The sequence below is a fragment of the Novosphingobium sp. 1529 genome (assembly GCF_040544855.1).
Taxonomy (GTDB): Bacteria; Pseudomonadota; Alphaproteobacteria; order Sphingomonadales; family Sphingomonadaceae; genus Novosphingobium; species Novosphingobium capsulatum.
Map to the genome: position 1 here is coordinate 537327 of NZ_JBEPKW010000001.1, position 18021 is coordinate 555347.

At 62.0% G+C, this 18021-nt stretch carries 15 protein-coding genes; 6 read left to right on the top strand and 9 right to left on the bottom strand.

Going from position 1 to position 18021, the window contains the following annotated elements; genetic code table 11:
• Window positions 1-26 precede the first annotated feature (26 nt).
• The 3 genes from ABIC78_RS02410 to ABIC78_RS02420 all read right to left on the bottom strand — a co-directional run bounded on the left by ABIC78_RS02410 (window position 27) and on the right by ABIC78_RS02420 (window position 2785).
• The gene (locus tag ABIC78_RS02410; RefSeq protein WP_022677578.1) at window positions 27-479 is read right to left on the bottom strand and encodes an Lrp/AsnC family transcriptional regulator; all 453 of its coding nucleotides are present in this window, start codon (window positions 477-479) and stop codon (window positions 27-29) included.
• Window positions 480-731: 252 nt separating this feature from the next.
• Complete coding sequence (locus ABIC78_RS02415) at window positions 732-1808, bottom strand: fumarylacetoacetate hydrolase family protein (RefSeq protein ID WP_054130384.1); 1077 nt, start codon at window positions 1806-1808, stop codon at window positions 732-734.
• Between the two features lie 38 nt (window positions 1809-1846).
• Window positions 1847-2785, bottom strand: a complete 939-nt coding sequence (locus ABIC78_RS02420) for a VOC family protein (RefSeq protein ID WP_082209229.1) — start codon at window positions 2783-2785, stop codon at window positions 1847-1849.
• A 146-nt stretch (window positions 2786-2931) separates the two neighbouring features.
• Here ABIC78_RS02420 and ABIC78_RS02425 point away from each other — a divergent pair, with 146 nt between their 5' ends.
• Entirely contained in the window at window positions 2932-3876 is a 945-nt protein-coding gene (locus tag ABIC78_RS02425; protein ID WP_354487610.1) for a LysR family transcriptional regulator, read from the top strand.
• A gap of 13 nt (window positions 3877-3889) precedes the next feature.
• Here ABIC78_RS02425 and ABIC78_RS02430 read toward each other — a convergent pair whose 3' ends face one another.
• The 3 genes from ABIC78_RS02430 to ABIC78_RS02440 all read right to left on the bottom strand — a co-directional run bounded on the left by ABIC78_RS02430 (window position 3890) and on the right by ABIC78_RS02440 (window position 8546).
• Window positions 3890-6286, bottom strand: a complete 2397-nt coding sequence (locus ABIC78_RS02430; protein ID WP_354487612.1) for a TonB-dependent receptor — start codon at window positions 6284-6286, stop codon at window positions 3890-3892.
• A gap of 128 nt (window positions 6287-6414) precedes the next feature.
• Window positions 6415-7497, bottom strand: a complete 1083-nt coding sequence (locus ABIC78_RS02435) for an amidohydrolase family protein (RefSeq protein ID WP_354487614.1) — start codon at window positions 7495-7497, stop codon at window positions 6415-6417.
• Window positions 7494-8546 (bottom strand): Rieske 2Fe-2S domain-containing protein, encoded by a 1053-nt coding sequence (locus ABIC78_RS02440; RefSeq protein WP_022677572.1) that lies wholly within the window; start codon window positions 8544-8546, stop codon window positions 7494-7496. Before ABIC78_RS02440 ends, ABIC78_RS02435 begins: the two co-directional genes overlap by 4 nt.
• Before the next feature lie 418 nt (window positions 8547-8964).
• On the opposite strand from ABIC78_RS02440, the gene ABIC78_RS02445 reads away from it, so the two are divergent.
• Both ABIC78_RS02445 and ABIC78_RS02450 read left to right on the top strand, forming a co-directional pair.
• Window positions 8965-11064 (top strand): TonB-dependent receptor, encoded by a 2100-nt coding sequence (locus tag ABIC78_RS02445; protein WP_022677571.1) that lies wholly within the window; start codon window positions 8965-8967, stop codon window positions 11062-11064.
• 44 nt (window positions 11065-11108) lie between these two features.
• Complete coding sequence (locus ABIC78_RS02450) at window positions 11109-11513, top strand: DoxX family membrane protein (RefSeq protein WP_158271890.1); 405 nt, start codon at window positions 11109-11111, stop codon at window positions 11511-11513.
• Window positions 11514-11600: 87 nt separating this feature from the next.
• Here ABIC78_RS02450 and ABIC78_RS02455 read toward each other — a convergent pair whose 3' ends face one another.
• Entirely contained in the window at window positions 11601-12650 is a 1050-nt protein-coding gene (locus ABIC78_RS02455; RefSeq protein ID WP_354487617.1) for a Rieske 2Fe-2S domain-containing protein, read from the bottom strand.
• Between the two features lie 99 nt (window positions 12651-12749).
• On the opposite strand from ABIC78_RS02455, the gene ABIC78_RS02460 reads away from it, so the two are divergent.
• Entirely contained in the window at window positions 12750-13694 is a 945-nt protein-coding gene (locus ABIC78_RS02460) for a LysR family transcriptional regulator (RefSeq protein WP_171795853.1), read from the top strand.
• Between the two features lie 26 nt (window positions 13695-13720).
• Here ABIC78_RS02460 and ABIC78_RS02465 read toward each other — a convergent pair whose 3' ends face one another.
• A complete protein-coding gene (locus ABIC78_RS02465) occupies window positions 13721-14740 on the bottom strand; it encodes a Rieske 2Fe-2S domain-containing protein (RefSeq protein ID WP_169049078.1) in 1020 nt (339 codons plus the stop codon).
• A 91-nt stretch (window positions 14741-14831) separates the two neighbouring features.
• Between ABIC78_RS02465 and ABIC78_RS02470 the strand changes: the two genes are divergently transcribed.
• A complete protein-coding gene (locus tag ABIC78_RS02470; RefSeq protein ID WP_354487620.1) occupies window positions 14832-15851 on the top strand; it encodes a helix-turn-helix domain-containing protein in 1020 nt (339 codons plus the stop codon).
• A gap of 25 nt (window positions 15852-15876) precedes the next feature.
• Here the strand turns inward: ABIC78_RS02470 and ABIC78_RS02475 are convergent, their stop codons facing one another.
• Complete coding sequence (locus ABIC78_RS02475) at window positions 15877-16806, bottom strand: LysR family transcriptional regulator (protein WP_354487622.1); 930 nt, start codon at window positions 16804-16806, stop codon at window positions 15877-15879.
• Window positions 16807-16907: 101 nt separating this feature from the next.
• On the opposite strand from ABIC78_RS02475, the gene ABIC78_RS02480 reads away from it, so the two are divergent.
• Window positions 16908-17996, top strand: a complete 1089-nt coding sequence (locus ABIC78_RS02480; protein ID WP_354487624.1) for a Rieske 2Fe-2S domain-containing protein — start codon at window positions 16908-16910, stop codon at window positions 17994-17996.
• The last annotated feature ends 25 nt before the right edge of the window (window positions 17997-18021 follow it).

The following is an 18021-nucleotide window of genomic DNA, read 5'->3' on the forward strand; positions in this document are numbered from 1 at the left end:
GCGAGGATGCCGTCTAGCCACAGGGTCTAGATTGGCAGCGCGGTCTTGTAGACCACCGGCCGCAGCGCAAAGCTGGTAGTGACCTGCGAGACCCCCTCAATGCGCGTCAGCTTCTGCCGCAGGAAATCCTCGAAGGCGCCCAGTGAATCGAACAGGGCGCGCAGCTGGTAATCGCAATCGCCCGACATCAGGTAGCATTCCATGACTTCGGGAAAAGAGGCCACCGCCGCTTCGAACTGGGCCAGATGGCGATCGTCCTGCCGGTCCAGCCGCACGCGAATGAAAGCGGTGACCGGCAGGCCAACCGAGATCGGATCGACCAGCGCGACATAGCGGAAGATCACGCCGTCGCTTTCCAGGGCGCGCAGACGGCGCAGGCACGGAGAGGGCGAGAGGCCAACCTGTTCGGAAAGATCCTGGTTGGTCATCCGCCCGTCACTTTGCAGGGCGTTTAGAATGCGGCGATCGATCTGGTCCATGATTGTCATTCCATGCTCAGCCCATGATTGAGCATGGATGTTCCAAAAATAGACCTGAACGGCAAGATGCTGCCGCATTTTTGAGATTTCGGGCTATTACCTGGAAGGCCCCTCCCTCCCCCTTACCGGCCGCGCGTCCTGATGATCGCGACCGGTTCGGGGATGGACTGCGGGCTGGCCAGCCGAGCCGCCTTGCGGCCCGTGCTGCATGAAAGCCAGCCACGCAATCCAGGGTCGCACCAGCGCCCGGTATCACCAGGCCGTGATGAAGGGCCCGTAGGTTGGCGTGCGGTCGCCAACCTCTTCGGCGACGATATGGTTGGTCTGGCGGCCCAGGTAGGTGATCTCGCTTTCCATCACATCGCCGGGCTTGAGCCAGGCATTGCCCCACATCGCGCCGTTCCCCGGCGGCGAACCGGTGATGAGCAGATCGCCCGGCACCAGACGAATGCGTTCCGAGGCATAGGACAGGATCTGTTCCGGTTGGAAAATCATGTCGGAAATCGGCCAATCCTGCCGGATTTCGCCATTCACCTTCAGGCGGATCTGCACCTTCGAGCGATCGACGAACTCCTTGGGTACGGCAAAGGGGCCGAACGGCTTGAAGTTGGGCTGATGCTTGCTGACCCAATCGTACATGAAGCGCACATCGACGCGGCGGAATTCGTCCACCGTGCCCAGGTCGTTGACCATGACATAGGCAGCGATCAGTTCGTGGGCGTCTTCCGGGCGGACATAGCGGCCAGTCTTGCCGACGATCGCGCCGAACTCCAGTTCCCAGTCGGGATTTTCGCCGATCAGCGGCAGCGGCACGTCGTCATTCGGGCCGCACAGCGAGGAATGCAGGCCGGTCCAGAAGAACGGCATGCCTTCGCGGCTGCGGCGATCGATTTCGGCCAGATTTCGCTGGAAGAACTGCTCGTCGCTTTCGCCTTCGCCACGCTTGTCCTGGTTGAACTTGTTGAAGGTCATCATCTCGGCCACGTGCTGGCGATAGTTTGATCCGCCACACAGCATGTTGGGATGGGCCAGAACGGGCAGGATGGTCAGCGCGCGATAATCGTGCGCCTTGCGGTCCTGCTTGGCCGCAACATCGTTGGCCAGGTTGGAAGCGCGCGCCCAATCCTCGAACACGGCATGGGTATCGGCATATTCGCCGGCAAGGCTGAACACGCCGCCGCCCGGCACGACGACACCGGGAAACGCGGCGCCATCACCATCACGGAACGTGCCAATTCCGAAAGAACCGGACACGAGGCCGGTAACATCATCGATGCCCTCGGGCTGGGGGGCGGCAGGCAGCGGCTTCAAAAAGGAATGATCAGACATGGATTTCTCGCTAACGTTTCGTTTGAATATTTTGGGGATCAGGCAAAATAACGGTCGGGCGGGTCCGAGCGCCACACGTCCATCTCGACATCGTGAATATTGTGAATTCGCGTGCCGTCAGACTTCTTCAACCGATCGGTGTCGCTGAACGTCTCGAAGCGGTTGCGGTCAGGGTCGCGCCACACGTCGAACACATGGCTGCCGTGGGGATGGCGCCCCACGCCCCAGACCAGTTCGTACCCCTGGGTTTCGAGGTAGCGGTGCGCCATGAACTGCGCCTCGAAGTCTTGTGCTTCGAAGCTGATATGATGGCAGTCGACCCGCCCATCCATGCTCTGCATCAGGGCAACGCTGTGGTGATCCACCAGGTCTTCACCATGGTCGAGGCGCAGGAACCCGACGATCTGGACATGGGGCTGGCCCGGAACGTGATAGACATCGCTGGGGATCAGCCCGAGCACGTCCTTGTACCAGGCCTGGGTAGCCAGGTAGCTCGGCACGAACAGGCCAATATGACCCAGACGAAACAGCTTGGCCGGGGCCAGCGGGCGCTTGGGCTCGAAACGCCCGGCGCGCGGATAGCCCAAGGGCGAGTTCATCTGCCACTCGGGATAGGACTGCAGCGCGGGCTTGCTGGCAATTCCGTGGACCAGTTCCACCCGAAAGCCATTGGGGTCAAACAGCGACACGGACCGACCGCCACCGGGCAGGTCCATCTCGACCACATCGCTGGCGCCATGATCGGCAATGGCCTGGGCAAGATCGGCCTCGTCGGCAACCTCGAACGCAAGTCCGATGAACTTGGGTTCATCAGATTGATAGGCGACATAAGAATAGGAATCGCCGCCCTGCGTGGCCATGACAAGTCTTTGGCCAGCTTTTTCTACCGTCAGCAGGCCAAAGTCGTTTGCAAACCGCTCTGTCGCGTCAAGATCACTGACATGAAACGTAACATGGTGCAGCTTTCGCAGCATCATTAGGGTTCTCCCTGGATTTTCTTCTGACGCTCGCGGCGTGCTATAGACGTGACGAAATTTACCAGGGCATCTTCGTCGATCGGGAAATTACCGTCCAATCGAATATCGCGGTTGTCAGCTATAGGTTGCACTGATAGGTTTCGCGGATGCGATTTGATGGTCTCGATCTCAACCTGCTCGTGGCGTTTGAAGCCTTGTCAGAGGAAAGGAACGTCTCGGCGGCAGCCCGGCGCCTGAATTTGACCCAGCCTGCGGTGACCGGGGCACTCAACCGCCTAAGGGACTATTTCCAGGATGATCTCCTGGTGCTCCACGGGCGCAAGATGCACCCCACGCCCAAGGCAGAGGCGCTTGCCGGCCCGGTGAAACGGGCGTTGCTGCAAATTCGCGGCGAAATTACCAGGGCAGGTAACTTTGATCCTGCGACATCAAACCGCCATTTCCTGCTCGTGGCCTCGGACTATGCCTATGCGATCAGCCTGGCCGATATCATCGCCCATGCCTCGCACATTGCGCCCCTGGTGACTTTTGAAGTCATTCCGCCCAGCGGCATCGCAACCGAACGGCTCGAGCGTGCAGAGGTCGATCTCGTGATCACCGTGCAGCCCTATGCCAACTCGCGCTATCCAACCCGCGAGTTGTGGCGAGACACCGACGTGATCATCAGTTGGCGCGACGCAAATTATGGCACAATCAGTGAAGAGGTGTTCTTTGCCGCGGGTCATGCGGTTGCCACTTTTGGCCCCGACCGGCGCCCTTCCGTCACCGATCAGCATATCGCGAAAATGGCGCATGATCGCCGCGTCGAAGTGCTGCTGCCCAGCTTTGGCGATCTATGCCGCGGCATCGTGGGAACGCGCCGGCTGGCCACCATGCACCGGCGCTATGCCGAGCATTTCGCCAAGCTCTATCCCATTGCCATTCATGAGACCTGGACACCGTTTCCCGACGTGATCCAGATCGCGCAATGGCACAAGGTGCGCGACAGCGATCCGGGCGTGCAATGGATGCTGGAAATGCTCGAGAACGGCTGCTCGGAAAAAACGCAAGGGTGGGGGAAGCGCGATGCTCCCCCCACCCTTGCGCCATGACGGTCGCGAATTTCTAGAAGCTGTAGGACACGCGCCCACCATAGGTGCGCGGCGGGCGCAGCGTGGTGGCGTAAAAGGCCGTGCCAGGCGTTGGATATGATTGCGATTTCAGGGTCTTGTCGAAGATATTGTTGACGTAGACACCAAACGTCAGCCCATGGATATTGGGGCTGAAGCTGACCTGGGCATCGGCCAGCCAATACGCCGCCTGCTGTTCGACCGGGGCGAATTCCATGCCGGTCATCGTCGCGGTCTGGTAATGCGCTTTGGCGTTCAGCGTGAATTCGCCGACCGAGACGGGAACGCGCTGGTCAACACCCAGGTTAAGCGTCCATTTCGGGGCATTGACCGGCCGCATGCCGCTGCAGTTGATGATGTAGGCATTGTTGGCAAATCCGGCCGTCGGGCAGGATGTGCCGTTGAAGACTCCGCCGTTGCTGTTCGGGCTCTGATACGTGAACTGGTCGTATTTCGCGTCGAGGTATTGCGCGTCGACATGCAGCGTGGTGAACGCGGTCGCGGCGAATTGCCCCTCGACTTCAAAGCCCTGGAACGTGGCCCGCCCGACGTTTTCGGTCACGAAAGTGGGCACGGTGCCGATCGTCAGCAGATGGCTGATCTGCTGGTCTTTGTATTTCCAGCGGAACACTTCCAGGTTGAGCTGAATCCGGTTGTTCCAGAAACGGTTCTTCGATCCGAACGTCAGCGCGCCCAGCGTCTCGGGTGCGAACTGCCCCCCGGCGCCGTTCGGGCTGTAGAAAAAGCCGCCGGCCTTGAACCCGGTTTCGTACGAGACATACAGCAGGTTGTGCGGCGTCAGATCCCAGTCAGCGCCGACCCGCCAGGTGAATTTGCTGAACGATTTGTTCTCGCTGTTGGAAAAGACCGTGGCAGCCTGGATGACGTTGGGGTTGCCGACAACATCGGGCAGGCCACCATAAGGGGCAGCACCCAGTGCTGGCACCACGACCGAGGGGAATGCGCCCAGCGCCGGCGCCGTGGGCCCATAGGGCAGCGAAGGCGCCGTCGGGCACGAGGCGGCGGTGCAAATGCGGGTCAGCGATATGCGCGAGCCGCTGAAATCCTTGTCTTCCCAGGTTTGTCGCCCGCCCACGGTCAGGCGCAGCGCAGGCGTGACCGCATACGTCAGCCGGCCGAACAGCGCCTTGCTGGTGGTGTTGAGCAAGGTGTTCTTGTCATACTGGGCGTTCCAGTTGGACGCATAATCGCCATAGGGGCTGTCGGTGTGATCATGGTAGTAAAACGCCCCGAACAGCGCCCGAAGCGGCAGGGCATCGGGCGTGGCAAAGCGTGCTTCGACGCTCGTCTGCGCGTTGCGCTCCACCGAATAGACCTGGAAGCCGGGCACGAAGCTGTTGAAGTTGAGATGCCCCTCTCGATAGGAAGGAACAATCGTCAGCGTGCCCAGATCGCTTTGCCATTCCGCCGTCGCTGACACGCCGACGAAGTGGTTGCGCAGGAAAGGCTGGAAATTCGCGGCGAAAGCCTGGAACGGCCGCCCGAGCGTGCCGGCCCACTGGCTGGTGTAAAACGCCTGGCCTTGCGGTGAATAGATGCCGATGCGGCTGTCGGGCGAAATCATCGTGGCGGCAGGGGTTCCCTGCGGCGCCAACAGCGGGGTCATGCCAACGCCGCGCCCGCCCTGGTCGAAATAGTCTGCCACCACGCCGATATGCAGATTGCTGGTCGGCTCGAACCGCAAGGAACCACGCACGCCGACGTCATCCTGATCGTCAGTGCCGTCGTTCATGTAGCCATCGTGCTTGACGCGCACGACGGCAAAGCGCGCGGCGGCCTTGTCGCCCAGCGGAATATTCAGTGCGGCATCGAGCCGCACGGCCGAATAATTGCCCACATCGACCGCGCCAAATCCGCTCCAGACGCCCAGTTCAGGCTTCTTGGGCAAAACGTTGATCGCGCCACCGGTGGCGTTGCGGCCATAGAGCGTGCCTTGCGGCCCCTTGACCACCTCGATCCGGTCAAGGTCATAGAAAAAGCCGGTCGTGGCAGACGGGCGTCCGATGTAGACGCCGGCGAAATTGAACGCGATGGCGGAATCGGAAAACGCGTTGCCGTTGAAATTACCAACCCCGCGCAAGTAAAACAGGTTATAAGGCCCAGCCGCGGGGGCAACCTGCAGAGAGGGTACCACGCTGGTCAGCCCGGTTGGCTGGGTGATCCCAGACGCGCGCAGTGCATCCCCCGTCACTGCCGACACCGCGATGGCCGCTTTCTGCAGGTTTTCGTTGCGCCGCTGGGCGGTCACAATGATCTCTTCGACGCTGGGCGCAGCAGTTTGTGCGCCATCGCTGCGCACTTCGTCAGCCAGTGCCACGTTTGGAAGCGCAAGCGCAAGCCAACTGGCCGCGATGAGATATCCCGACTTCATCTTCTCCCCTCCGATGCTACTGCCCTTTTGTGCAAGGGCGGATTATTTCATCTGGAATTTCACGTCAGCAGAACGCCGTCCAATCAATAATTAGCCGGTTTAATATCACTGAAATTTATTGAGCTGCGCTAGGTATGATGGGCGCAGCCGTGGGGGCACGCCGACAAGCCGAGCAGGTCCGCTGCATTCAGCCCGAGCAAGCGCGCCTTGATGTCGTCCGGCAAATGGTCGTGAAAACCCAGCGGGTCTGGCTCACCCATATCGAACGGATAATCGGTGCCCAGGCACAGGCGACTGGCGCCATGGGTGCGCACCAGGCTGTCGAGCTGGTCGCGATCGAACACCAGGGTGTCGAGCCAGACGTTGCGCAGATAGGACGATGGCTCTCGCGAAATGAACTGGCGGCAGTCTTCCCTGGCGCGGAAGGCGTGATCCATGCGCCCCCAATAGGCAGGAAGATACCCACCACCATGCGCGACGCACAGCTTCAGGCCGGCATGCGCTTCCAGTACGCCGCCAAAGATCAAGTGGCTTAACGCTATCGTCGATTCCAGGGGATTGCCGATGATGTTGTCGAGGTAATGCTCGGCCAGCCGGGAACCGTGGGTAAAGCCCAGCGGATGCAGGAACACCAGCACGTCCAGTTCCTCGGCCGCGGCAAAGAACGGCCGGAATTCTGCGTCAGCCAGTTCCTTGCCCGCCACGTTGGAGCCGATTTCCACGCCGCGCAGGCCCAGTTCGCCCACGCAGCGCCGCAATTCCTCCACCGCCATGCCAACGTTCTGCAGCGGTACCGTGCCCATGCCGACCAGCCGGTCGGGATGCTTGGCCGCCGCGTCCGCCATGCCGTCGTTGATCAGCCGCGAGGCCTCGCGGCCGACTTCCGGCGGTACGGCATAGTAATATTGCCCTGGCGATGGACTGATCGCCTGCACGTCGACGCCCAGACGATCCATGTCCTCAAGGCGCTCGTCGATCCCGTTGAGCTTGCGCCCGATCGCGCCAAACAGCTTTGCATTGGTTGCCTTCGACGCGTCCGACATGAAGGCGAACGGGTTGGGCAGATCGGGAACCTCGCGGCGTACAAGCGCTTCGGCCGACGCCACGTTCAAATGGCAATGCAGATCGACCACGAGATGCCGGCCGCGCTGCGCTACAGGAATAGGGGCACGTTCCGGCCCACACGCCGTCAGGGTTGTGCCGTTGCTCATGCTTCGGCCTCCATCATGAGGGCAATCTGGCGGCGCACTTTCACCGCCGGCGCATCGGACTTGGCCAGCAATTCCTGCTGTACCCGCGCGGCGGCATCGACATGCGGCTCGATCGCTTCCACCGCATCGATATCCTGTTGCCGGATCTTTTTGTCAGACTCCAACTGGAACGCGTCCAGCGCCGGATCATCGAGCCGGAAATTGCGGTTGGCGAAGCCGAAATAGTGCGTGCTGTTCGCTGTTTCCGGGGTGATTCCGTGCAAGATGTGCAAATGCCCAAGCGCCGCCGGCACCTCTTCGTGCCCCGGAATTCGGGTGAATAGCGGCATGTTGGTGCGGATGAACTCGGGCCCATAGAAATCGGTGATCGATTCCCAGTCGGCCAGGCCCTCATAGCGATTTTCCGCACCCCAGAGCAGATCGTGGAAGCCGCCCCACGGCAGCTTGCCGGTTCGGATCAGGCGATAGCTTTCCTCCCGCTGCTCCTCGCGCATGGGCATGGACTTCATCGCCTCGCCACCGGCGACGTGGTAATGCAGGTAGGGAAGATGTGTCAGATCCATCAGGTTATCGATGATCAGCTGCGCGCGCGCCTTCACGATGAAATGGTTCTGCGAGCTGTAGCGCCACCCCGGCTCACCAAGGCCGAAATCTGCGTAGGGCGGGATCAGCGACGGATCGCACGCGGCGGCGTCGCCCATCCAGATCCAGCACAGCGGGCCGCGCTCCTCGATGCGGTAGGTCGGTTGGCAAAAGCCGGCGCCGGTGCCCTGCGAGGGGATGGCGCTGCACTTGCCGTCCGCCTCGAACACGAAGCCATGATAACCGCACACCAGTGCATCGCCTTCGACCTTGCCTTTCGCCAGCGGGAAATAGCGATGCGGGCATAGGCCATACATAGCCACTACCTTGCCCTGCGTGGTGCGATAAAGAGCGAGCGGTATATCCAGGATCGTGCGCGCGAGCGGCTGGCTGCTCACCTCGTCCGAGAACGCGGCGATATACCAGCGATTCTTCACAAAAGGCCGATCACTTCCAAACGGATACATCCTCGATCGCTCCCATCAGCATTCTTTGCGCGGGACGCTACAGGCAGGCGTTTGGGAAATATAATCGATAATATATTGGCGTTCTATCAGCCAAAATGATGGATATGCCACCGGCGTGTTCGCCTTGGGCTGGCGCCGCTCGTCGGTGGCAGCGCAGCGCCAGCGACCGTCAAGAATGCGCGCGGATGCTGCGAACCGGCACCACCGACACACATCGTTGCACGACCCCAAGGTATAATTTTTAACGATAGCTAATGCGGCATCTATTGATTTGACGAGAATGCACCGCCTCCGTCATCAACCGCCCCGTACCCCCCTAGGTGCCCCGTGTGACGTGCACCGACCGAAAGAAGGGGATCTGAGAGGAGGCATTATGAAGCGACTGCTTTTGACCACCACGGCCTTGCATGCGGCGTGCATGTTGGCGACCCCCGCCCTGGCGGATGACGCGCAAGCGGCGCCACAGGCCACCACCAGCGCCGCCCCGATTGCCCAGGCAACGCCGGAAATCATCGTGACGGCGCAAAAGCAGAGCCAACCGCTTCATGGCACGCCCGCGGCAGTGACCGCGCTTTCCCAAGATGCCCTCACCACCGCCGGGATCACCGATATCCGCGGCGTCGCCAGCCTGGTTCCTTCGGCACAGTTCCAGGCCGAACGCGGCGCAACCAAGGTGTATCTGCGCGGCGTTGGCACCTTCCTTGACGTCGACAGCACCGATCCGGCCGTGGCGATGAACATCGATGAAGTCTACGCGCCGCGCGAAATCACCGGTGGCGCACTGTTCGACCTCAACGACGTTGAAGTGATCTCTGGCCCGCAGGGCACGCTCTATGGTCGCAACGCCGCGGGCGGCGCGGTCAACATCTCGACAAAAGACCCCACCCATAACTTCGGCATCAACATGATGGCCGAAGGCGGCAATTACAATTTCATCCACACCACGGGGGCCGTCAACGTCCCGGTCGGCGACGATGTCGCGGTGCGCGCTGCCTTTGATTACCAGGATCACGACGGCTACCTCAGCAATGGCTTGAACGATCAGAAGAGCATTGCTGGCCGGCTCAAGGTCAAGATGACGCCGACGGAGCGTTTGACCGTCACCCTTTCGGGTGAATACTATCACAGCGGCGGGCTGGGCTTGACGCCCAAGCCGGTCACGCCCAGCGCGCAGTTTCCGTCTGATGCCAGCCCCTGGCAATTCAATGTCGATCCCACGGCGGCCAATTTCTTCAACAAGTCATGGTATGATCTTGTCCATGCCAAGTTCGAATATGACCTGGGCGGTGGAACCAGCCTGATCTACATCCCGGCCTACCTGCATTACAGCAGCCGCTCGAACTTCTACAACGGTCCGGGTACGCTGGAACTCGATCCCTCGGCCACGCAATATACCCATGAATTGCGGCTGTCGCACCAGGGTGAGCACCTGAACTGGGTTGCCGGTGGCTATGCCTATCTCAACGATGGTTTGACCACCAGCATCCTCACGCTGGCGCCCATCCCCGCCCGGTATCCGCAGGTCACCCAGAATTTCAACGTGCATTCGGTCAGCTATGCCGGGTTCGGACAGGCGACGTACACGCTGCACGACGGCCTGAAGTTGACCGGCGGCATCCGCTATTCATACGACAAGCGCAGCGGCGGCGGGGTCAACGGGTTCGGGCCTGCGCCAGGCGTGAGTTTCCCCACCACGTTTACCACCGCGTTGAGCTCCAGCAACGTCGATTACCGGGTCGGCGTGCAGTATGACATTTCGCGCGACAACATGGTCTATGCCAACTTTGCCACCGGCTATAACGAGGGCGGATTCGTCCCCACGGTGGACGCGAACGGCAAGGCGCTGACGTTCCGGCCGCAAACGCTCAAGGCGGTCACGGTCGGCACGAAAAACCGCTTCTGGGGCGGCCGCCTCGAGATCAATGACGAACTCTATTACTACGCCTTTTCCGATTACCAGGTCAGCGCGTTCAACCAGGCGATCGGCGGCCTGATCATCGTCAATGCCAAGTCGGCACAGATGGTGGGCAACGACCTGACCGTGCGCTTCAAGGCTACCGTGCACGACACGCTCGGCCTGGGCCTCGGCCTCGAATCCGCGCGCGGACTGGACTTCGATGTTCCGGCCTCGGCGGTTGGCGCCGGCAATGCCTGCGCCTGTAGTGGCCTGGCTTTGCCCCAGGCGCCCACCACCACGCTTAACGCCGATTACACCCACATCTGGGACTTCAGCAATGGCGCAACCCTGGCGCTGGCGGGTGATCTGTATTTCTCAAGCAGCTATTGGGAAGTCTATACGCACAACCCGCAGACGCTTTCGCCTGCCTATACGCGGTCGAACGCCACGCTGACCTATACCACCGCCGACAAGCGCTGGACCGTCGCTGCATGGGTCAAAAACATCGAGAATACTGCCCGCTACAACGCGATTTCCCAGCCTTCCAGCGATGCCACGCCAACCACCGGCATTATCGAGCCGCCTCGCACCTTTGGTCTGCGCTTCGGAGTACACATCTGATGCAACACGCTGACACCGCACGTCCGGCGACCGGACACCCCCTGATGCCGCGAGTGCTCGACCCGCAGGGAACATGGTTTGAAAATGGCATTTCCCTGGCCGGCCGGGCGATCATCGCATGGTTTTTCATCGGTGCGGCGCGCTATCACCTTTCCAGCGCCCACTATGCCGATACCTTGAGCGACATGACTGCGAGGGGCGTGCCCGCCCCTGCCCTTGGCCTGGCCATCGGCATGGCCGTGTCCGTCATCGCCTCTCTTGCCCTGGTGTTCCGAATGGGCGGCCGCTGGCCCGCCCTGGTCCTGGCGGTCTACAGCATTGCCGTATCGTGGTTGATGCACAACCCGATCTATGGGCACGGACCGGACATGTTCTTTTTCTACAAGGATCTGGCGATTACCGGGGCGCTGCTGCTCGCCGGGTCATGGCCCGGCAATTCGAGGCTCTGACAGGCCAGGCTCTGACAGGCTTTACACAGGATGCCTGCACCGGGCGGGACGCTCCCGCCTGGTGCAGGCTGTTCTGCTTCGGCGCTATCACCCCATGCCGATGTTTTCCCGCCGCAAGTTCGCGATAAGCTGGCGCGTATGGCGCCCACCCACGTCGCTGGCGATGTCAATCAGCGGTTCGTCGGGACACTCGAGCATCCGGCGCTGCTGCAGTTCCAGGACCTCCTGGTCTTCGCGAAACGTGCGCGCGGTCTGTTCAAACACTTCGTCCGGCACGCCATTGTCGAGAATATTGGTCGCCATCGACCAGAAGTAATGCGTGGTCGTTTCCGTTTCAGGCGTGATCGCGTGGCAGCCGCGCATGGAAAACCGCGTCGTGCCCAAGGCGCCGTAATCCGGCCCGTCATATGCCCCCGTGCCCGCGTCGCATGCGCCGGTGTGGATGCGAATGAACACGGGTTCAAAGATGACTTCCTGCCAACGGTCGACCTTGCCCTGGAAATTGGCAGCGTCGACATAGGTCGGCGGCGGCTCTGAATCGGGCATGAGCCGGGTGACCCGCACTGTCTGGCCACGCTTCTCGGACTTGGTCTTCGTGCGGAAGTGGAGATCCGGATCGCCGCCGATCGTGCGGGCGTGAATGTATGGCAAGTGTGACAGGTCCATCAGGTTGTCGACCAGCAACTGCCAGTTGCCATTGACCTGCAAGTGCGCGCCACGCCAGGCGTAGCCGGCGTCTTCGTGAATAGGGTAATCGGGAATCAGGCTAGGATCCGCCTGTTCGGCATCGCCCATCCAGATCCACATCAAAGCCTGTCGTTCGACCAGCGGATAGTGCCGCACGCGCGCCGTCTCGGGAATGCGATCCTGCGCCGGAATCCGCACGCAGCGCCCGTCCGCCGCAAATTCCAGGCCATGATAGGCACAGCGCAGATGCGAGCCGGTGACGACACCGGCCGACAGGGCCATGGCGCGGTGGACACAGCGATCTTCAAGCGCGCTGGCCGTGCCTTCCTCCGATCGCCACAGCACGACCGGCCGGTTCAAAATGGTGCGCGCGATCCGGGCGCCGGGCACCAGATCTGCACTCCATCCCGCAGCATACCAAACGTTCTTCAGGAATGTGGATTGGCTCACAGCACGCTCTCCCGGATCATGCGCGCGGTTCTAGCAAGGGAAGAGGAAATCCACATCACTGTATGGCGTTATTTCCGATATCCAGATATCTTATAACCCATGAGCGTACGCGATTTTGACCTCAATCTGCTCGTGGTTCTCGATGCGCTGATCGAAGAGCGCAGCGTCAGCGCCGCGGCAAGGCGGCTGGGCGTCAGCCAGCCCAACGTGAGCTTTTCGCTCAACAAGTTGCGGGTGCAGTTCAAGGATCAACTGCTACTCCGCTGCGGCAATACGATGCAGTTGACGCCGCTGGCCGAACGGCTGCAAGAGCCGCTCCGGCGCGTGCTTGACGGTGTGCAAACCGACGTCCTGGCGGAACGGAAATTCGAGCCGGCCAGTTGCCAGCGCCGGTTCGTCATCAGCACGTCCGACATCGGCGAACTGATCTTTCTGCCGCGGCTGATGGCGGCGCTGTCGCGGCTTGCGCCGCAGGCAACGCTACAGTCCCGTTCCATGACGCCGATCGAACTCGAGACCGCGATGGCCGAGGGCAAAGTCGATCTCGCGCTCGGCTATTTTCCCGATCTGAACGGCAGCAACTTCATGACGCAAAAGCTGTTCGATCACGACTTTGCCTGCATCGCCGCGGCTGACCACCCGCATGCCAGACCGGGCTGGACGCTCGATACGTTCCTGAGCCTGGGCCATATCGTGGTGGCGCAGTCCGGGCGAAGCCAGGAACTGGTGGAGCAGGAGATGCGCCGCAACGGGCTGGAGCGGCGCGTGCAGCTCCAGTCTCCGCACTTCATGAGCGTGCCCCTGTTGGTTGCCGAATCCGAACTGATCAGCACCGTTCCAGCGGCAGTGGCAGGGATATTCGCCACCATGGCCCGGCTGCGGGTGGTCGCGCCGCCGCTCGCGCTGCCGCGTATCAACATTCAGCAATTCTGGCACCGCCGCGTCCACGACGAGCCGTCGAACCGGTGGCTGAGAGCGCTGATCGGCGAACTGTTCCTCAATCGCGACCCTTCGCCGGCAACACCTGCGCGCAACAAGCGGTAAGACCGCTGCTGCGCGCAGGTGCAGGGCTACGCCAGTTCTGCCTTCAACAGGGCGCTCACCCGCCGACGCGCCAGCACGGCTGACTTGTCGATCGGCAGCAGCAGGGGCTTCATGTCGAACAGTTCGCGTCCCTTCATGCGCCCCTGGACATCCGCGATCATCGGTTCGTCCTCGTTCTTGAACGCGCCCTCGACGCCCAGCCGGAATCCTTCGGAAACGGCCGGCACGCCCTGCAGCTGGTTGCGGCCACCCGCCCAGAAATAGTGCGTCGTGGTTTCCGTCTCTGGCGTCAGCAGGTGGCAGAACGGAACCTGCACATGGGCATTGGCCATGTCGGCGTGCTGGGCAACGTCAAAGCAATTGCGTTGCACGAGGTTGGCTGGTGCCTGCCAGCGCATGACGGACAGCAGGCTGATCACCTCGGGCGCGTCGTTCCACAGGCCTGCAACCAGCGGCGTGCGCTTGCACTGGGGGCGGTTGTACTGCGAAACCACCTGCTCTCCCTCTTCATGACAGGTCACTTCCGTGGGGAACGTGTCCGAAGGGTCTGCAAGGAATGGATGCAGGAACTCGACATGGGTCAGGTCCAGCAGGTTGTCGATGACGAGTTGGTAATTGCCTTCGACATGAAGGTAGCCCTCCACCCAGTCAAACTGCGCGTCCTCGCGCGCCGACAGCACGGGGATTTTCGCAGGGTCGGCATTTTCCGCCTGCCCCATCCAGATCCACACCATGCCATGGCGTTCGACCAGGCTGTATGACCGCACCCGGATTGCGCCCGTCGCCGGTCCATGTGGATTGTGCACGCAGCGCCCGTCCGGGCCAAACCGCAAGCCATGGTAAGGGCAGGCAATGGCATCACCATGCAGCTTGCCCTTGGCCAGGGCGGCAAACCGGTGGGGGCAGATATTGGACAAGGCGACCGCCGTGCCCTGGCTATCGCGATAGAGCACCACCTCCTCGCCCAGAAACGTGCGGGCAACCGGCTCTGCCCCAAGCGACGACGACCAGCTTGCCGGATACCAACTCTCGCGGATGAACGGCATTATCCCACTCCCTTGTTGTACGGGCACGGCGTGATCGCGCGCCAGACGATTTTCGTTGCGTGGAGCCTAAATCCTTCGGATGCTGGCCGTGATGGTTACGCGTACGGAAAAACGGCTGCTCCGTCCGGATTTTGCAGCACCCTCGATCACCAGCAGCCTGCTAGCGGATTTCCGGCTGGTGGGCGCCTCGCTTACCCGGTTCACGCTGCGTGCGCGAAAGGGGTTTGTCATGAGCGGCATGCCCTACATGTTCATCGTGGCAGAAGGGCATTGCCGCGTCGGTCTTCCCGATGGGCGAACCATCAAGCTGGAGCCAGGCGATGCCGTGATGGCACTGGGTGGCGCCCCTACCCAGCTGGCTGTTGGCGGCAGAGTGTCCAGCTACGCGGACATGGGCGAAGTCTGGGACGCCAATGCCGGACCGCCGACCTCGCTTGAGGGCTATGAACGCCCGGTCGATATTGCCTGGGGCGATGGCCCCGTCGGCTGCGTCCTCATCGGCAGCGCGATGACCCTGTCGCACCGCGCGGGAACACCGCCCGTGCAGAAAACGCTCCCCGCGGTGCTGCTCGCGCGCGACAGCGAGACGCGGCTGCGTTTTTGGACCGCGGCGCTTGTGCAGATGCTTGACGCAGAAAATGCCAAGCCGTCAGACGGGTTTGCCGCGATCAGCACGATGACCTCGCAGTTCCTCATGGCGCAGATCCTGCGCACCCACCTTGCCGCCAATGCCCCGGCGTTGAGCGACATCCTCGACAAGGGCCGCTCCCGCGCGCTCGCCAGCCTGATGCGCCGGCTGCAACGCCACCCCGAAAACGCCTGGACCCTGGCCGACATGGCCAAGGCGGCCGGCATGTCTCGTACCGCCTTTGCCGAAGTGTTTGCACGCGCGACGGGCACGACACCTTTTCGCTATCTCACCGGGTGTCGCATCAATGCTGCGGCTGATTTGTTGCGCAACACCGATCTGCCCATAACCGATGTGGCCGATCGCTGTGGCTATCGTTCGGAACGGGCATTTCGGGACGCGTTCGTCCAGGCTCACAACATGCGCCCGCTCGCCTTTCGCAAGGCACAGCGGGCGAAGGATGATGCGATCGCCAGGGCGTGATGTGGGGCGAGCCCGGCCGGGTGGGCTATCCTGCCGGCTTGCCATCCTCCGTCCACACCGCCGCCTCGTCGCGGATCAAGCCTGTCAACCATTGCAGGCCCATGTCGCCCCTCCGCGCCGGGTGGTGCTGCATCACAACTTGCTGCAAGGGCATGGCAAAGGGTGGCTCCGCCACGGCAAGCGGGGCGATCCGCGCAAAGAAGGCGGCAAGGCGCCCATGCATGAGCGCAAGCCGCGGCGTGCCGACCAGGAACCACGGCAGCGACGCGAACGAACTTGTCGTCACCGCGATGCGACGCTCGATTCCCATTTTCTCGATCACCTGATCGGCAAACGAAGCCTCGCGGTTCGGTCCGAACGTGGCGACGACATGCCCGGCAGCGGCATAGTCAGCCATGGCAATCGGTCCAGAGAACAGCGGGTTGTTCGCGCAGCCGACGATCACGTGCCGCTCTTCGAACAGCAGTTCTGACGGAAACCGCGCCAGCACAAAGGCATCGGGCCCGATCAGCAAGTCCACCTGTCCGTTGTCGAGCGCCAGCCCGGATTGTTGCGAGGGAGGAATGATATCAAGGCAGACATGCGGCGCCACCTCGCCCAATCGCGCCGCCACGCGGGTGAGCAGTACCACGGCCATGTAGTCGGACGCGATGATGCGAAAGGTGCGCTGGCTGCTGGCAGGTTCGAACCGCTGGCCAGCCTGCAGCATGGTCTCGGCATCGCGCAGCAATTGCCGCACCAGGGGCAGCAGTGTCTCGGCGGTTGTGGTGGGCAGAAAGCGCTTGCCATTCAACACCAGCAACGGATCGCCGAAATGATCCCGCAGACGGCCAAGCGCTGCACTGACAGCGGGTTGCGACAAGTTCATCCGCTTTGCCGTCTCGGTGATGCTACGTGTGGTCAGCAGCACTTCGAGGGCCACCAGCAGGTTGAGATCCAGGCCTTTGAAGCGCATGCCATCCTCTGATTTGGTGAGGATTTATCCTCAAACCTTTCGATTTGCTTGAGACATGACGCACACCCAAGATGTCCGCAACAGCAAAACGGGAGAAGATCATGGACGATGCGAGCGCCACCGCACCCGAACCCGTGCGTGACGGCATCAGCACCACCGGACCAGAGCGCAATTGGCCGAACAACAGCTGGTGGGTCGCCGCGCATGGCAGCGAGGTGACGGACAAGCCGATCCTGCGCTGGATCCTCGAAATGCCGGTTGCGCTCTATCGCAGCGAGGCGGGCGTGGTCTCGGCCCTGCACAACCGCTGCCCCCATCGCTGGGCACCGCTGCATCTTGGCCATGTCGAAGGCTCGGATCTGGTCTGCCCCTACCATGGCTTTCAGTTCGCGCCATCCGGGCAGTGCGTCCGCGTGCCCAGCCAGGCCACCACCCCACCGGCCATTCGCGTGCGCGCGTTCCCGGCGGTGGAGCGCTATGGCTTTGTGTGGATCTGGACCGGAGAGGTGGAAAAGGCCGATCCCAACCTTATCCCGGCAGACCTTGCCTACCTTTCCGATCCTGCCTGGCACACCGTCTGGGGCTACAAGTCGGTTAACGGCAACTATATGCAGCTTAAGGAAAACGTCCTCGATCTCACCCATTTCGCGTTCCTGCACAAAAACTCGCTGCAGGTCAGCGGGTGGGACCGCGCGCCAGAGGTGGAGATGGGCGACGGCCGCGTCGGCTATGTTCAGGTGCACGACATGGAGCCGCTCGCTCCCGTCTATGCCGCTCCGGCAGGCAAGCCGATCGGCAAACTGGCCAATCGCACCACGCGTGGCACCCAGCTTTCACCCGGCGCGCACCATGCCGAGGTCGCGATCCACGATCCCGCACCCGAAGACGGCGGGCTGGCGCATTTCTCGCTCCGCATGGTTCACCTTACCACCCCGGTGTCGATCGCCCGCTCGCACTATTACTGGGCGATGGCCCGCGATCATGGCGAGCCGTTCGACGTGGAAGCGACGCGGGGCATGGCCGACATCGTCTTTGGCGAAGACATCGCCATGGTCGAGGCGACCCAGCAGATGGCGCGCTGCGCCATCGATCATGATCAGGCGGTGGAGTTCAGCGTATCGGCCGATCAGGCCGCCATCCAGGGGCGCCGGCTGGTGCAGGCGATGGTCAACGCCGAGCGCGCAGGCTGAAGCGCGCCGGCCATCGACGCGGTCG

Excerpts from the sequence above, each read along its gene's own strand:
- ABIC78_RS02435 (WP_354487614.1), bottom strand. The coding sequence starts at position 7,497 with ATGAGCAACGGCACAACCCTGACGGCGTGTGGGCCGGAACGTGCCCCT.
- ABIC78_RS02415 (WP_054130384.1), bottom strand. The coding sequence starts at position 1,808 with ATGTCTGATCATTCCTTTTTGAAGCCGCTGCCTGCCGCCCCCCAGCCC.
- ABIC78_RS02470 (WP_354487620.1), top strand. The coding sequence starts at position 14,832 with ATGGTTACGCGTACGGAAAAACGGCTGCTCCGTCCGGATTTTGCAGCA.
- ABIC78_RS02410 (WP_022677578.1), bottom strand. The coding sequence starts at position 479 with ATGGACCAGATCGATCGCCGCATTCTAAACGCCCTGCAAAGTGACGGG.
- ABIC78_RS02465 (WP_169049078.1), bottom strand. The coding sequence starts at position 14,740 with ATGCCGTTCATCCGCGAGAGTTGGTATCCGGCAAGCTGGTCGTCGTCG.
- ABIC78_RS02450 (WP_158271890.1), top strand. The coding sequence starts at position 11,109 with ATGCCGCGAGTGCTCGACCCGCAGGGAACATGGTTTGAAAATGGCATT.
- ABIC78_RS02430 (WP_354487612.1), bottom strand. The coding sequence starts at position 6,286 with ATGAAGTCGGGATATCTCATCGCGGCCAGTTGGCTTGCGCTTGCGCTT.
- ABIC78_RS02445 (WP_022677571.1), top strand. The coding sequence starts at position 8,965 with ATGTTGGCGACCCCCGCCCTGGCGGATGACGCGCAAGCGGCGCCACAG.
- ABIC78_RS02480 (WP_354487624.1), top strand. The coding sequence starts at position 16,908 with ATGGACGATGCGAGCGCCACCGCACCCGAACCCGTGCGTGACGGCATC.
- ABIC78_RS02420 (WP_082209229.1), bottom strand. The coding sequence starts at position 2,785 with ATGATGCTGCGAAAGCTGCACCATGTTACGTTTCATGTCAGTGATCTT.
- ABIC78_RS02460 (WP_171795853.1), top strand. The coding sequence starts at position 12,750 with ATGAGCGTACGCGATTTTGACCTCAATCTGCTCGTGGTTCTCGATGCG.
- ABIC78_RS02440 (WP_022677572.1), bottom strand. The coding sequence starts at position 8,546 with ATGTATCCGTTTGGAAGTGATCGGCCTTTTGTGAAGAATCGCTGGTAT.
- ABIC78_RS02475 (WP_354487622.1), bottom strand. The coding sequence starts at position 16,806 with ATGCGCTTCAAAGGCCTGGATCTCAACCTGCTGGTGGCCCTCGAAGTG.
- ABIC78_RS02425 (WP_354487610.1), top strand. The coding sequence starts at position 2,932 with ATGCGATTTGATGGTCTCGATCTCAACCTGCTCGTGGCGTTTGAAGCC.